Source organism: Cellulophaga sp. HaHaR_3_176, assembly GCF_019021925.1.
In the GTDB taxonomy this organism is placed as follows: domain Bacteria; phylum Bacteroidota; class Bacteroidia; order Flavobacteriales; family Flavobacteriaceae; genus Cellulophaga.
Window position 1 is genome coordinate 1,698,794 of sequence record NZ_CP058990.1, and the last position, 14,123, is coordinate 1,712,916.

13 protein-coding genes are annotated in these 14,123 nt (G+C 31.6%); 3 read left to right on the forward strand and 10 right to left on the reverse strand.

Going from position 1 to position 14,123, the window contains the following annotated elements; genetic code table 11:
* Positions 1-67 precede the first annotated feature (67 nt).
* The 3 genes from ettA to H0I23_RS07405 all read right to left on the reverse strand — a co-directional run bounded on the left by ettA (position 68) and on the right by H0I23_RS07405 (position 3,057).
* Positions 68-1,759 (reverse strand): energy-dependent translational throttle protein EttA, encoded by a 1,692-nt coding sequence (ettA, locus tag H0I23_RS07395; protein ID WP_216785815.1) that lies wholly within the window; start codon positions 1,757-1,759, stop codon positions 68-70.
* A 48-nt stretch (positions 1,760-1,807) separates the two neighbouring features.
* Positions 1,808-1,990, reverse strand: coding sequence for a CAL67264 family membrane protein (locus H0I23_RS07400; protein WP_216785816.1), 183 nt, complete (start codon positions 1,988-1,990; stop codon positions 1,808-1,810).
* Between the two features lie 80 nt (positions 1,991-2,070).
* Positions 2,071-3,057, reverse strand: coding sequence for a Gfo/Idh/MocA family protein (locus tag H0I23_RS07405; RefSeq protein WP_216785817.1), 987 nt, complete (start codon positions 3,055-3,057; stop codon positions 2,071-2,073).
* Positions 3,058-3,130: 73 nt separating this feature from the next.
* On the opposite strand from H0I23_RS07405, the gene H0I23_RS07410 reads away from it, so the two are divergent.
* Positions 3,131-4,759, forward strand: coding sequence for an acyl-CoA carboxylase subunit beta (locus H0I23_RS07410; RefSeq protein WP_216785819.1), 1,629 nt, complete (start codon positions 3,131-3,133; stop codon positions 4,757-4,759).
* Here H0I23_RS07410 and H0I23_RS07415 read toward each other — a convergent pair.
* Both H0I23_RS07415 and H0I23_RS07420 read right to left on the reverse strand, forming a co-directional pair.
* Positions 4,756-6,102: a M24 family metallopeptidase gene (locus H0I23_RS07415; RefSeq protein WP_216785820.1), complete on the reverse strand. Its 1,347-nt coding sequence runs from the start codon at positions 6,100-6,102 to the stop codon at positions 4,756-4,758. The two genes, H0I23_RS07410 and H0I23_RS07415, sit on opposite strands and share 4 nt — an antisense overlap.
* 95 nt (positions 6,103-6,197) lie before the next feature.
* Positions 6,198-6,668, reverse strand: coding sequence for a Plug domain-containing protein (locus tag H0I23_RS07420; RefSeq protein ID WP_216785821.1), 471 nt, complete (start codon positions 6,666-6,668; stop codon positions 6,198-6,200).
* Positions 6,669-6,809: 141 nt separating this feature from the next.
* Here H0I23_RS07420 and H0I23_RS07425 point away from each other — a divergent pair, with 141 nt between their 5' ends.
* Entirely contained in the window at positions 6,810-7,415 is a 606-nt protein-coding gene (locus H0I23_RS07425) for a zinc-ribbon domain-containing protein (protein WP_216785822.1), read from the forward strand.
* Between the two features lie 2 nt (positions 7,416-7,417).
* On the opposite strand, the gene H0I23_RS07430 is transcribed toward H0I23_RS07425, so the two are convergent.
* The 3 genes from H0I23_RS07430 to H0I23_RS07440 are packed head-to-tail and all read right to left on the reverse strand — an operon-like array spanning position 7,418 to position 10,457.
* Entirely contained in the window at positions 7,418-8,491 is a 1,074-nt protein-coding gene (locus H0I23_RS07430) for an AMP-binding protein (protein WP_216785823.1), read from the reverse strand.
* The gene (locus tag H0I23_RS07435) at positions 8,491-9,414 is read right to left on the reverse strand and encodes a CPBP family intramembrane glutamic endopeptidase (protein ID WP_216785824.1); all 924 of its coding nucleotides are present in this window, start codon (positions 9,412-9,414) and stop codon (positions 8,491-8,493) included. Before H0I23_RS07435 ends, H0I23_RS07430 begins: the two co-directional genes overlap by 1 nt.
* On the reverse strand, positions 9,405-10,457 hold the full coding sequence (locus H0I23_RS07440; protein WP_216785825.1) for an o-succinylbenzoate synthase: 1,053 nt from the start codon (positions 10,455-10,457) through the stop codon (positions 9,405-9,407). The genes H0I23_RS07435 and H0I23_RS07440 overlap by 10 nt, the downstream gene beginning before the upstream one ends.
* Positions 10,458-10,506: 49 nt before the next feature.
* On the opposite strand from H0I23_RS07440, the gene H0I23_RS07445 reads away from it, so the two are divergent.
* Complete coding sequence (locus tag H0I23_RS07445; RefSeq protein ID WP_371736663.1) at positions 10,507-11,301, forward strand: SDR family oxidoreductase; 795 nt, start codon at positions 10,507-10,509, stop codon at positions 11,299-11,301.
* 2 nt (positions 11,302-11,303) lie between these two features.
* Here H0I23_RS07445 and H0I23_RS07450 read toward each other — a convergent pair whose 3' ends face one another.
* A complete protein-coding gene (locus H0I23_RS07450) occupies positions 11,304-11,984 on the reverse strand; it encodes a metal-dependent hydrolase (protein WP_216785828.1) in 681 nt (226 codons plus the stop codon).
* Positions 11,985-12,005: 21 nt separating this feature from the next.
* Complete coding sequence (locus H0I23_RS07455) at positions 12,006-13,964, reverse strand: sensor histidine kinase (protein ID WP_216785829.1); 1,959 nt, start codon at positions 13,962-13,964, stop codon at positions 12,006-12,008.
* Positions 13,965-14,123 lie beyond the last annotated feature (159 nt).

The window sequence follows — 14,123 nt, forward strand, 5'->3', positions numbered from 1 at the left end:
ATAACCTTATAAAGCAAAAAAGCTCTTGATCATATCAAGAGCTTTTTTGTTTTATAATAACTAGAAATTATCTAATTAATTTTTTATACTTAATACGTTTTGGCATTAAATCACCACCTAATCGTTTCTTTTTATTTTCTTCATAATCAGAGAATGAACCTTCAAAGAAATATACTTGAGAATCTCCTTCAAATGCTAAAATATGAGTACAAACACGATCTAAAAACCATCTATCATGCGAAATTACTACAGCACAACCTGCAAAGTTCTCCAAACCTTCTTCTAAAGCTCGTAATGTATTTACATCCAAGTCATTCGTAGGTTCATCTAAAAGCAATACATTTCCTTCTTCTTTTAATGTCATGGCTAAATGCAAACGGTTACGCTCACCACCAGACAACATACTTACCTTTTTATTTTGCTCACTACCTGAAAAGTTAAACCTACTTAAATAAGCTCTAGAATTTACTTGACGACCACCCATCATAATAAGCTCTTGCTCATCACTAAAATTTTGCCAAATAGTTTTTTCTAAATCAATATTAGAGTGACTTTGATCTACATAAGCGATTTTGGCAGTATCCCCTACTATAAATTCTCCTTTATCAGATTTCTCTTCTCCCATTACCATTCTAAAGATGGTGGTTTTACCAGCACCGTTAGGTCCAATAACACCTACAATACCTGCCTGTGGAAGTTTAAAATTTAAATCTTCATAAAGCAATTTATCTCCGTAAGCCTTACTTACACCGGTTGCTTCAATAACATTTGTTCCTAAACGTGGTCCATTAGGAATATAAATTTCAAGCTTTTCATCAAGTTGTTTTTGGTCTTGACTCATTAACTTATCGTAATTCTTCAAACGTGCTTTTTGCTTTGTTTGACGACCTTTGGCACCTTGGCGTACCCAATCTAACTCTCGTTCTAATGTTTTCTGGCGCTTAGAGGCTACTTTACTCTCATCTGCCATTCTTTTAGACTTCTGATCTAACCAGCTAGAGTAATTCCCTTTCCAAGGTATACCTTCTCCTCTATCCAATTCTAAAATCCAACCTGCAACATTATCTAAAAAGTATCTATCATGTGTTACTGCTATAACAGTTCCTTTATATGATGCTAAATGATGCTCTAACCAATGTACCGATTCCGCATCTAAGTGGTTGGTTGGCTCATCTAATAATAAAATTTCTGGTTCTTGTAATAATAATCTACATAAAGCAACACGTCTACGTTCACCACCAGAAAGCACTCCTATTTTCTTATCAGGATCTGGAGTACGTAAAGCATCCATTGCAATTTCTAATTTTGTATCTAGCTCCCAAGCGTTTGAAGCGTCGATTTGATCTTGTAATTCAGCCTGGCGTGCCATTAACTTATCCATCTTATCTGCATCAGAATATACTTCTTCCAATCCAAACATATCGTTTATCTTATTGTACTCGTCAAGTATTGCTACAGTTTCTGCAGCACCTTCTTTTACAATTTCAAGAACGGTTTTATCTTCGTCTAATTCTGGCTCTTGTTCTAAATAACCAACATTATACCCTGGAGAAAAAACGACATCTCCTTGAAAATTTTTATCAACTCCTGCTATAATTTTTAACAAGGTAGATTTACCAGAACCATTCAGACCTAAAATTCCAATTTTAGCACCGTAGAAAAAACTTAAATAAATGTTTTTAAGTACTGGAGTATTTGCCGTTTTAAAGGTTTTTGTAACCCCAGACATTGAGAAAATAACTTTCTTATCGTCAGACATATTTTTTAATTAAATTTTATATTATTTTTTATTAATTATTAAAAGAATTTAAACTCTTCCTTTTAAGGCATTGAAAACCCAAGCAATTGCAAAAAAACCAATTCCAACAGATGCAAAGCCCCATCCTGCAACATCATCATACCTAAAAGCACCTAATGCAATTAAAGCTAAGCCAACTAGTATCATTATAAATGTAGCCCAAGCTAGCACCGTATTTTTGTTCATTCCCATAATATCTTATAAATTTAGTTAGTTGAGTTGTGCCAAATATCGGATTTTAAAAGATTTTTTTAACAAGAAAACAGGAAAATTTATTTCTCGAAAGGAAAAACAATGCCTGTTTTTGCTCTAATTGTATCAATTATGCCTATAATATCTAAACTATTTTGATGGCTCCATAAATCACTCTGCATTTTATTACTTTTTAAACAACTGTGTACTTCTTCTATTTCATAGAAAAAACCTTTGCCTGTTGTAGGCATATCAAAATGTGTTGTTTCACCATCTACAATAAGTGTGTAACCTTCTGTTAAGTGCCAAGTTGCATCTAATATTATACTACCTTTTGTTCCTGATATTTCTGGTTTCATTTCTACTTTAGAGTTAATACCGCTATATAAAATTGCTTGTGCATTTTTGTAATTTAAAAGCATTGATGTTTGTATTTCTACCCCTGTTTTATACATTTTAGAGGCTGCAAGTATTTGTTCTGGTTTCCCTAAAAATAAATACGCTAAAAAAATTGGATAAATACCAATATCTAATAAAGAACCTCCTGCTAAATTAGGATTTAACAACCTACTCTCTTCCGATCTATTTAACCCATAAAAAGCAAAATCTGCATTTATATATTTTATTTCTCCAATAGTACCTTCTGCAACTATTTCTTTGATTTTTTTTATAGTTGGAAAAAAACGTGTCCACAGAGCTTCCATTAAAAAAACACCATTATTTTTTGCTGCATTTACCATTTTAGTAACCTCACTAGTATTTACCCCGATTGGTTTTTCACATAAAACATGCTTACCATGGTTCATTGCTACAATGGCATTTTCAGCATGAAAAGAGTGAGGCGTAGCTATATAAATAATATCTACCTCTTCGCAAGCATAAAGTTCTTCATAGCTACCAAAGCAATGTGTCGCTTTATATTTTTTGCCAAATTCATCAGCTTTTACTCTATCTCTAGAAGCAACTGCAATTAGCTCTGCATCTTTAACAAGCAATAAATCTTTTACAAATTGATGTGCAATATTACCTAAACCTATTACTCCCCAACGTATTTTTTGATCTGCCATATCCTAGTATTTTTATCAAAGTTAATCAATATTACTCCTTATCTTTATACCGACTAAGGAAATTAAATGCACTATGGATATCAACTTCAATAAGAACGAAGATCATAATAAATTACTTTTATCTGAACTAAAAAAAAGACTTGCCACTGTTAAATTAGGTGGTGGCAAAAGTAGAATTGAAAAGCAGCATGCTCAAGGTAAAATGACTGCTAGAGAACGTATCAATTTTCTTTTAGATGATGATGAAAAAGCAATTGAGATTGGAGCTTTTGTTGGTGATGGTATGTATGAAGAACATGGTGGCTGCCCTTCTGGAGGAGTTATTATTAAAATGGGATATGTACAAGGCAAGCAATGTATTGTTGTCGCTAATGATGCTACTGTAAAAGCAGGTGCTTGGTTTCCTATTACAGGAAAAAAGAACTTGAGGGCTCAAGAAATAGCTATGGAAAATAAACTTCCTATCATTTATTTAGTTGATAGTGCTGGTGTTTATTTACCATTACAAGATGAAATTTTTCCTGATAAAGAACACTTTGGTAGAATTTTTAGAAATAATGCCATTATGAGTAGTATGGGTATTACCCAAATATCTGCTATAATGGGAAGCTGTGTTGCAGGCGGAGCTTATTTACCTATTATGAGCGATGAAGCTTTAATTGTTGATAAAACAGGAAGCATATTTTTAGCAGGTAGTTACCTTGTAAAAGCGGCCATTGGCGAAAGTATTGACAATGAAACACTTGGTGGCGCAACTACACATTGCGAAGTAAGTGGTGTTACCGATTATAAGTCTAAAGACGATGCCGATGCTTTAAACACTATCAAAAACATCATGAGTAAAATTGGTGATTTTGATAAAGCTGGTTTTAGTAGAATTGATGCTATTAAACCAAAAGAAGATCCGCAAGATATTTATGGAATTTTACCAAAATCAAGATCTGACCAATATGATATGGTCGAAATTATCAAACGATTAGTTGATGATTCTGACTTTGAACAATACAAAGAAGGATACGGAAAAACAATTTTAACTGGTTATGCTAGAATAGATGGTTGGGCTGTAGGTATTGTTGCTAACCAACGTAAAGTTGTGAAAACTACTAAAGGTGAAATGCAATTTGGAGGCGTAATTTATTCGGATTCTGCAGATAAAGCGACGCGTTTTATCGCAAATTGTAATCAGAAGAAAATTCCGTTAGTATTTTTACAAGATGTTACTGGCTTTATGGTTGGCAGTAAAAGTGAACATGGTGGTATCATAAAAGATGGTGCTAAAATGGTGAATGCTGTTAGTAATTCTGTAGTTCCTAAATTTACGATTGTTATTGGTAACAGTTATGGTGCTGGTAATTATGCCATGTGTGGAAAAGCTTATGACCCACGTTTTATGGTAGCATGGCCAAGTGCAGAATTAGCTGTTATGAGTGGAAACTCAGCTGCAAAAGTACTATTACAAATAGAAAAAGCTTCTTTAAAGAAAAAAGGTGAAAAAATTACTCCTGAAAAAGAAGAAGAGCTTTTTAATAAAATAAAAAACAGATACGATAATCAAGTATCACCTTACTATGCTGCTTCAAGGTTATGGACAGATGCTATTATTGACCCATTAGATACTCGCAAATGGATTTCTATGGGAATTGATGCTGCAAATCATGCTCCCATAGAAAAACCTTTTAATTTAGGTATTATACAAGTTTAATTACCTTGATGATTTTTTATACGCGGAATAAGAAGTAATTCCGTTTGTCTGCCATTCACATATCTAAAACCGTTTTCGCCATAGAAACCTGCTTCTTCAAGCATAATACGAATATCTCTATTCCATTCTGGGACAGTAATGGTGGTATTCAATTCTATAGCGAAAACGGTATTTTTATTTAAAGGATATTTGTCTCCATCGTCTTTCATCACCCCATCTTGAGCATCCCACATGCCTATCGTTGTTCCTGCCGAATGACCATACAAACCTAAAGGATGTGTATAAATTGAAGGTCTAAGACCGGCAACCTTAGCTTCCTGTAATGATTTAGTCAAAATTTCATTTCCTGTTCTTCCTGCAATCATATTATTTGTCAAAAAATCTTGAACGCTATTTCCTTCTTTTAGGCCTTCCACCAAAAACTTGGGCGCTTCTTTTTCTTCTGGTTGTAACACATAAGCCAATTCTTGACAATCAGTATTCAACCTTAAATATGTAATTCCAAAATCGCAATGCAATAAATCTCCGGGTACAATAGTCAAGCCATCAGGTCTGCCTGAAAAGGAATACAAATGATCTACCAATTTTTCACTACTACGTTGCACATCTACCGTAGGATGAAACCAAGTTTCCAAGCCTAAATCTGTTACCTTTTGACGCATCCACCACTCCACTTCTGTTGTGGTCGTAACCCCTGGAGTAATTACTTTTTCCGAAAAGGCTTCTGCGATAATATCATGAGTTATGTCTACTAATTGATTGTAAATCACCATTTCACGTGGCGTACGCGTTTCTATCCAACGCACTGCAAGTTGTTCTGCAGAGCTTACTTTGGAATGCATTTTCTTAGGTAAATAGCTCATGAACTCGTCATAATCTGTTTTATCTAAACCATCAGCGATATTATGATCTTTAGAAAAATTCAACCCAATCTTATTTGGATTACGTTCTTGAATTAACTCTATAAGTCTTTTCCATTGGAGTGGTTGCTTTTCTTTATCCCAAGCAGAAATAATACTTTTACCCACATCATAACGTGCCACCGCTAATTTTTCGATAGTATTTTTTGATTTGTTCCTGTAGAAAAGAAGTATGGTTCTTCTACGCGCATTTAACCAAGTAGCAGGGAGCATCGTTTTAATAACTGGGTCTTCATTATATTCCCGAGACATTACAATCCACATATCAATAGCTGCGGCATCCATCAATTCTGGAAGTAAAACATTAAAACGTTCTTCTAAAATTTCATCTACTACAGTAGCTCTTTCTACTTCTGGGAGAATTTGTTGGGCAAAACTACATACAGTAAAAAATAATGCAAAACTTAATAGGGTTATTTTCATAGTGGTCGATTTAAAATCAAACCTGAAAATACAAAATATTAAAAAAGAATAAAGTGTCTTTCGACACTTTATTAAAATCTATCAGGTAACACGTTCTAATTAACGATATACCCTAAATAATTATTTGAAATATTGCTTGTAGCCACACTAATGCGCTCTATGTCTTGAGGGTTAAGTGTGTTCAATATTGAAGCGTTATAACGTACTCCATCTAAAATAACAATGGTATTAGCATCACCCCGTATTGTAATATTTGGAGTTTGATTAAAATTAGTATTTGAAATACTCACACCTGGAACAATACTACGGATTGCATTAAACACATCTTGTTGTGTATTAAAGTTTGAATTCTCAATTTGATAAATTTTAAATGGATGTTCTTTATTTATCGATGTATCATCTAATAAAGGAATTGAAGTGTTTTTATGAGTTGCACGATAGAGCCGAATATCTGTATTTTCTTTTTGAGCAAGAATAGTATTCTTAACTAATGCTGAGTTATTGTTTTGTGCTTCTAATTGGTAACTGCAAAAAATAATAGCAGCAATTAATACTAGGTTTTTCATCTTTTTAGTTTTAAAGTTGATATAAACTTAACTGACTAAAAGACAAAACAAAATAGGGAATTAGGCAAGTATAGCTTTGAATGAGTGAACGTTACTAAAAAACATATGTGATTTTTACATATATTTAACAAAAATAAATTTATGATATTTTATGGTACAAAAGGTTCTCATTTATTTAGTGAGAGAAAAAATGGTATTAAATGTGACAACTGTAATGAGATAACAGCCCATAATATTTCTGTATATGGAAAATATGCTTACATCTATTGGATTCCATTTTTTCCTATGTCCAAAAAAGCATTTTCCGAATGCACAAACTGCAGTGCTACTCTTGATGTGAACGGAATGAATGGTAAACTTAAGAGTGCAGCTACTGAAGTAAAAAACAACACAAAAACTCCAATATGGTATTGGTCTGGGCTAGCAATTATAGCTGTATTAATTTCATTAGGTGTTTATTCTAGTTTACAACATGATAAAGATGTTGCTGTATATATAAACCAACCAGCAGTAGGCGATGTTATTGAATTTAAAAGTTCTGAGAATGGCTACTACTCTACTTTAAAAATTAGTGCCGTTACTAGTGATTCTATCTTTGTTATTCAAAACGATTATGAAACAGATAAAAAAACTGGTGTTTCAGATATTGATAAAGCATCAAATTATACTACAGAACCTTATTCATTAGGAAAAAATCAAATTCAAGGGCTGTTTGATGAGAAAGTATTTTATGATATAAACAGATAAAATTAAATTAAATCCAATGTTTTTAAGCGTTGAATTTTTCCATTTCCTGTCATCACAAATTCTTTTATGAAATGTATTTGCTTGGGCACTTCAAATGTATCTAATAACTTTAATGATTTAATTTTTTGAAGTAAACTTTCATCTTCATTATTTGCTTCAATAATTAAAACAAGTTTTTGACCTAATTTCTCATCTGGTATTCCAGCTATAAAGAATTGACTATCTAGTATTGTAGTAAGTTTAGCTTCTATTTTTTCAGGCATTAATTTTATACCCCCAGAGTTAATTATAGCATCATACCTACCAAGCCACTCAAATTCTGTAGAAGATACTAAAGCTACCAAATCATTGGTAACAACTTCTTCTTCAGAAATATTGGGTGCATTAATAACCAAACATCCTCTAGCGTCTGTACTAAAATCTACTTCAGGTAATGCTGTAAAATTAATATTTGTAGTATTTTTTAAATGATTGACTGGTTTTAGTGCAACATGGGTAATAGTTTCCGTCATTCCGTAAGTTTCATATACCTTAGAAGTGCTATTAGCTACCGCTACTTTCAATGGCTCTGACATTTTAGCACCACCAACAATTAAAAGTTTGAGTTGCTTTAATTTTTGCAAGGAATTTTCTAATTGTAAGGGTATCATCGCACTAAAATCATAAACCTTAGAGATGCTTTCTAAAGGATTAGAGTTTGGTGCTACATAATCCAAAGACAAACCTAAAACCATAGCCCGTACCAACATCATTTTCCCTGCGATAAAATCAACAGGTAAGCAGAGAAAAGCAGTATTACCCTCTTCAAGACCAAAGAAACTGCCGGTAGCCATAGCAGAATTTACCATGTGTTGTTTTCTGAGTTTTATCAACTTAGGTATACCTGTAGAGCCAGAAGTATTTACTTCTACAACATCAGACTTATCTGCCCAGTTTATTAAAAAATTACCAATAGATTTTTCAAAGACCCCTCCTTCTTTAATAAGGCTGTAACCTGTTTCATTTAAATCATTAAAAGAAATTGTAATTCCATTTAATTTAAAATGAAGGTTTATATTTTTATAATCAGGTTTCATTATTTTTCTTTAGTAAGAAAATCTTCTTTAGAAATAACTGTACCTGTTAACTTTTCTTTCCAATTTGTCCAACCGTATTTTTTAGAAAAAATGATTAATAGGATTGGATAAACCACCAAGACTGGTATAAATACATCCCACCCCAAAGCTGGTTCAGAAACATCGCGATAAACAGAATCTGTCTGAAAAGCTGTCCAATCTGCAGTTAATAATAAAGCACCTACCAGGTTATTAGCGGCATGGAAACCAAGAGCTAACTCTAAACCTTCGTCCATCAATGTTAAAATACCTAAAAAGAAACCAGTGCCTATGTAATACACCATAATACCTAAGCCAAGCTTAGCTACTTCAGGATTACCTAAATGCATAACACCAAATAAAACTGAAGTAATAACTAAAGGAACCCATTTATTTTTTGCCATTAAACCAATACCCTGCATCATATGACCACGAAATAAATACTCTTCAAAACTAGTTTGCAACGGTATTAATAAAATTCCAATAATTGCAAGTGTGAAAAAGGGAACTGGTTTAAAATTAAAAACATAGTCACCTGGACTTAAATAAATATCTACCCCTGTTAATACTATAGTTAAAGCTCCCCATACTGAGAACGCAAAAAATATTCTTTTCCAATCTATTTTATTTCTTGATGTTGTTAAAGATGTAATTGTTTGATTGTGTACCAATTTTGTCCAACCTAGAACTACAAAAAGACCTATAACTAAAGGCAATAATACGATAACCAAAACCGTATTTCGCCCTATCTGATCTATCAATTGTTGCATACTATCTTCAACACTTACTGGAGAAAGTACTGTGGCAACATAGTTTAATGCAATAAATAAAATAAAACCTACAGGAATAATTAAATACTTCCATAAGCCTACATTATTACCTTTATACCCTTGTTCTATAAACATAAATCTTCAATTAAATTTTTATTCCAACACTTATTAATGTCATATATTAATGTACCTCTATCTACCTTTAATGGGCTATCTATATTATTGACATATAAGCCACCTGTACCCAATCCTTGTGGTAATTTACTATTTAAAGTATAGGTCCATTGTGCAATTGCATTTAAACCAATATTACTCTCTAGTGCACTAGTAACCCACCATTTTATTCCTAATTCTTCTGCTAAAGTAATCCACTCTTGACTTCCTTTAAACCCACCAATTAAGCTAGGTTTTAAAATAATATATTGTGGTTGTATTGTTAGTAGCAGTTCTTTCTTTTTTGTTACATCAAAAACACCTATTAATTCTTCATCTAAAGCAATAGGCAAAGGTGTTTCTTTACACAAATTACTCATTTTTAAATAATTACCTTGCTTTATAGGCTGCTCTATAGAATGTAAATTATAGTTTGCTAATTGTTTTAATTTAGATAAAGCTTCTTCTGACGAAAACGCTCCATTGGCATCAACTCGTAATTCTATTTGATATTTTGAATATTTTTCCCTGATAGATGCTATTAACTTTAATTCTGAATCAAAATTAATTGCTCCAATTTTCATTTTAATGCACTTGAAACCTTGTTCTAGTTTTTGTTGAATTTGCTCAAACATAAAACTTTCTTCACCCATCCAAATTAATCCGTTTATAGGTATTGGTGATTTTTTTTGAGTAAAAGCTGATTTAAATAATTCAAACGGATTATCTGAGTCAAATGATAAAAAAGCTTGTTCTACTCCAAATTGAATGCTTGGGTATTCAATTAAATGATTCCAAAGTTTATCTTTACCTAATGTAATATTTTCACACGTCCACTTCAGCTTTTCTTCATAATCAGGCACATCATCAATACTCAAGCTTCTTAAAATACCACATTCTCCAATGCCGTATTTACCATCTTGTTCAAGATAAATAAACCATGTTTCTTTTTGCTTTAATATACCACGGGAAGTTCCACTAGGCCTTTTAAAATCTAAAATGTATTTTTTATAAGCTGCTTTCATAATTTACAATTCAAATTTAGTTATATTTTGGCTTTTAAAGCGAATGAATATGAAAGAGTCTATTGAAAAAGTAGTTTGGATTACTGGTGCATCGTCAGGTATTGGTGAAGCTTTAACGTATGCTTACAATGACAAGAAATATAAAGTCATTATTTCTGCAAGAAGAGAAGAAGCTTTAGAAAAAGTAAAAATTAAATGTACCCACCCTGAAAATGTTTATGTACTACCCTTAGACATAACACTTTTTGATGAAATGCCTGAAAAAACAACAGAAGCCATTACTGCTTTTGATAGAATTGATATATTGATAAATAACGCAGGTGTAAGCCAACGTTCGCTTATTACTGAAACAGATTTTAATGTTTACAAGAAGCTTATGGATGTTAATTATTTAGGAACTGTAGCACTAACAAAAGCTTTGCTTCCTTATTTTATAACACAAAAGAATGGTCATTTTGCAACTGTAAGTAGTTTGATGGGAAAATTCTCTTCTCCTTATCGATCTGGTTACTGCGGTGTTAAACATGCCTTACATGGCTTTTTTGATGCTTTACGAATGGAGCATGAAAAAGATAGAATTTCAGTAACTCTAATTTGCCCAGGTTTCATACAAACTGATGTTGCTAAAAATGCTTTAACGGGGAACGGTAGCAAACAAAACACTGAAGATGAAGCTACAAAAAATGGCTTGCCTGTTGCTGTATTTGCTAATCGAATGATGAAAGCTATTTCTCGCAAAAAGTATGAAGCTTATATTGGTCGAAAAGAAATTATTGCAATTTATGTAAAAAGGTTTTTTCCTAAATTACTACATCGTATAGTTTTAAAAAGTAATGTAAGGTAAACTTATATCAAAATTGATTTACCTATAGCTAGTAAATACAATTTTTTATCTTCTTCTAAAAATCTCTTTTTAGCTTCCTTTTGATCAATTTTTATAAATCCGAAAGTATCGTAATGGTAGCCTAAAACTGTATCACATTCAATAAAATCTGATGCAAAAATAGCATCTTCTACCCCCATAGTAAAATTATCACCAATTGGTAAAATTGCTAAATCTAATGTATAACTATAAGGTATGAGTTTCATATCCATATGTAAAGCAGTGTCTCCGGCGATATAAATATGTTTATCATCTGCAGATAAAACAAAACCTCCTGGCTGACCGCCATTTGTACCATCAGCAAAAGTAGATGTATGTATAGCATTTACATATTTTAGTTTCCCAAAATCAAAATTCCAAGCACCACCATGATTCATTGGGTGCACTCTAAAACCCTTTTTCTCATAATACGTTGCTATCTCATAATTGCTTACAATAGTAGCGTCTGATTGCTTCGCAATAACCTCTACGTCTAAAACATGATCTTGGTGTGCATGTGTAATTAAAATATAATCAGGTTTTAAATCATCAATATTAACTTTATCTTTTACTAAAGGGTTACCTGTTATAAAAGGGTCAACAAGTATTGTTGTTAATTTTGTTTTGATTAATAAAGTGGCATGCCCAAGAAAAGTAACCTTCATGATACTAAATAGTATTAAATGTTATTTAAAATTAAACCAAAAACGAACTCCTTCTGGCATTTTATCTATATTCAAATTAGATTGTAACTGATTAACTAAACGATTCATTAAACGTATCCCCATAGATGAATCTGTGCGCTCATCAATATTTTCTGGCAAACCTATCCCATTATCGGTATACTCAAAAAAGCCTTCCACCTCATTTTTACGTAAATGAATGTAAATTTTACCAGTATCGTCATCATTATCAGGAAAACCATATTTAAATGAATTTGATACTAATTCATTTAAAATAAGACCGAAAGGTATCGCTCTATCTATATCAAGCTCTACATTTTCTGCATCAATAGTAATGTTAATTTTATGCCCTCCTTTTTTATAAACAGATTGAATACTGTTGACCAGACTTTCAATATAACCTTGCATTTCAATAACTGATAAATCTTCGTTCTGATATAATTTCTGGTGTATTAACGCCATTGCTTTCACCCTACTCTTACCTTCTTCTAAAGCCTCTATAGCAGCTTTACTTTTGGTGTTTTTAGTTTGTAAACTCAATAAACTAGAAACCATTTGTAAATTGTTTTTTACACGGTGATGTATTTCTTTAAGTAAAGAGTCTTTTTCTACTAATGATGCTTCAATAATATATTTTTGCTTAACAATAATACGTTGCGCCTTTATACTTCTTAAATAAGCATATACTAAACCTGCAAAACCTAAAAGTGTAAATATCAATGAAATGAAAATGGCATCAATTTTATTATCTAGCTCAATCATCTCATCACTCTTTTTTGCTAAATTTTGTTTAGACTGATCAAGTAAAGCTTTTGAGTTTTCTAATTCTGATTGAACTAAGGCTTCAATTTGTTGTTCTTTAATTCCTTTTTCATTTAAACTTATAGAATCGCGTAATCTAATATTTTTCTTATAATACAAACTAGCATTAGAGTATTCGCCGTTTTTATCATAATAAGCCGCTAACAAACGGTTTTTCTTTAATTGATGCTCCGTTTCGTAATATGATAAATCTTTGTCTAAAATTAATTTAGCTGCTCTTAAATTACCAACCTGTAATTCACACTCTGCTAAATACAAACTATTCTCAATCAATTCTGTAGAATAGGTTCCCATTCTATATTCATTGATAATATCAATACTATTCTTTAAGTATGCGATTGCTTTATCAAATTGCTTTAATTCTGCATGAGACTTTCCTAAGTTACCTTCAATAACACCTTTTAATAAATTACCCTTTATAAGATCATTTTCTGTTTTAACTTCTATAATATCGTTCAGGTATAAATTTATAAACGATTCTGCATTTACGAACTTATCAATAGCAACTTCTTCTGACATTGCCTTTCTTAAATAATTACCTACATTATTGTTATAAACTGCATTTGCATAATAATCTTTAGGGTTCAAATTTTTACTAACTTCTTCGATATAAGCTTCCATTGCTTTTCTTGGAAGGCCTACGTTTGAATAAATATCATAAAAAGTGGTATTCGTAGTAATCCCTAGCTCTTTTTTTTCTTTTCGAACTTCACTTTGGTTTACGTAAAGTTTTAATTTAGCATAATTTCTATCTAATAATTCTAATAGAATTTTTTTATGTTCTATTTTGGTATCTAAGTTAGATTTGTATAAATCGTTTGATATACTAACACTACGAGAATACTGGCCTAAATCATAAAAAACTTGACTTTGCATTATTTTATATTCAAAAATAGATGCCGAATCTTTTTCTCTAATAGCTTCAGATAGATACTCTTCTAATGTTTTTTTCCAATCGTATGCAGAGTTCTGATTGTATCTATTTGGTGTATTAAAAAACAAAAACATCCTATCTGAAGAATTAGGTGCTTTTTTAAACTCTGTGTAAGAATCTACTTTCTGATCTATAGTCTCTTGTCCAAAAGCTGCTACAAACAAAAAAATAAATAAAAATTGAAGGTATATTTTCTTTGTTAACAAATTGTATTCTTTTATTAATCAGAGTATTACTATGTAGAATAAACTCTAATATGAATGATTAGTATTTTACAAAAATAGCTTTTTAGTACAACCTATGCCTATAAAAACTACGAAACATAATATAAGACATAGCATTATATTATTTTAATGCTTTACCAA

Bases quoted from the DNA above. Each gene is read 5' to 3' on its own strand.
- ettA (WP_216785815.1), bottom strand. From the start codon at position 1,759: ATGTCTGACGATAAGAAAGTTATTTTCTCAATGTCTGGGGTTACAAAA.
- H0I23_RS07400 (WP_216785816.1), bottom strand. From the start codon at position 1,990: ATGGGAATGAACAAAAATACGGTGCTAGCTTGGGCTACATTTATAATG.
- H0I23_RS07405 (WP_216785817.1), bottom strand. From the start codon at position 3,057: ATGGCAGATCAAAAAATACGTTGGGGAGTAATAGGTTTAGGTAATATT.
- H0I23_RS07410 (WP_216785819.1), top strand. From the start codon at position 3,131: ATGGATATCAACTTCAATAAGAACGAAGATCATAATAAATTACTTTTA.
- H0I23_RS07415 (WP_216785820.1), bottom strand. From the start codon at position 6,102: ATGAAAATAACCCTATTAAGTTTTGCATTATTTTTTACTGTATGTAGT.
- H0I23_RS07420 (WP_216785821.1), bottom strand. From the start codon at position 6,668: ATGAAAAACCTAGTATTAATTGCTGCTATTATTTTTTGCAGTTACCAA.
- H0I23_RS07425 (WP_216785822.1), top strand. From the start codon at position 6,810: ATGATATTTTATGGTACAAAAGGTTCTCATTTATTTAGTGAGAGAAAA.
- H0I23_RS07430 (WP_216785823.1), bottom strand. From the start codon at position 8,491: ATGAAACCTGATTATAAAAATATAAACCTTCATTTTAAATTAAATGGA.
- H0I23_RS07435 (WP_216785824.1), bottom strand. From the start codon at position 9,414: ATGTTTATAGAACAAGGGTATAAAGGTAATAATGTAGGCTTATGGAAG.
- H0I23_RS07440 (WP_216785825.1), bottom strand. From the start codon at position 10,457: ATGAAAGCAGCTTATAAAAAATACATTTTAGATTTTAAAAGGCCTAGT.
- H0I23_RS07445 (WP_371736663.1), top strand. From the start codon at position 10,507: ATGAAAGAGTCTATTGAAAAAGTAGTTTGGATTACTGGTGCATCGTCA.
- H0I23_RS07450 (WP_216785828.1), bottom strand. From the start codon at position 11,984: ATGAAGGTTACTTTTCTTGGGCATGCCACTTTATTAATCAAAACAAAA.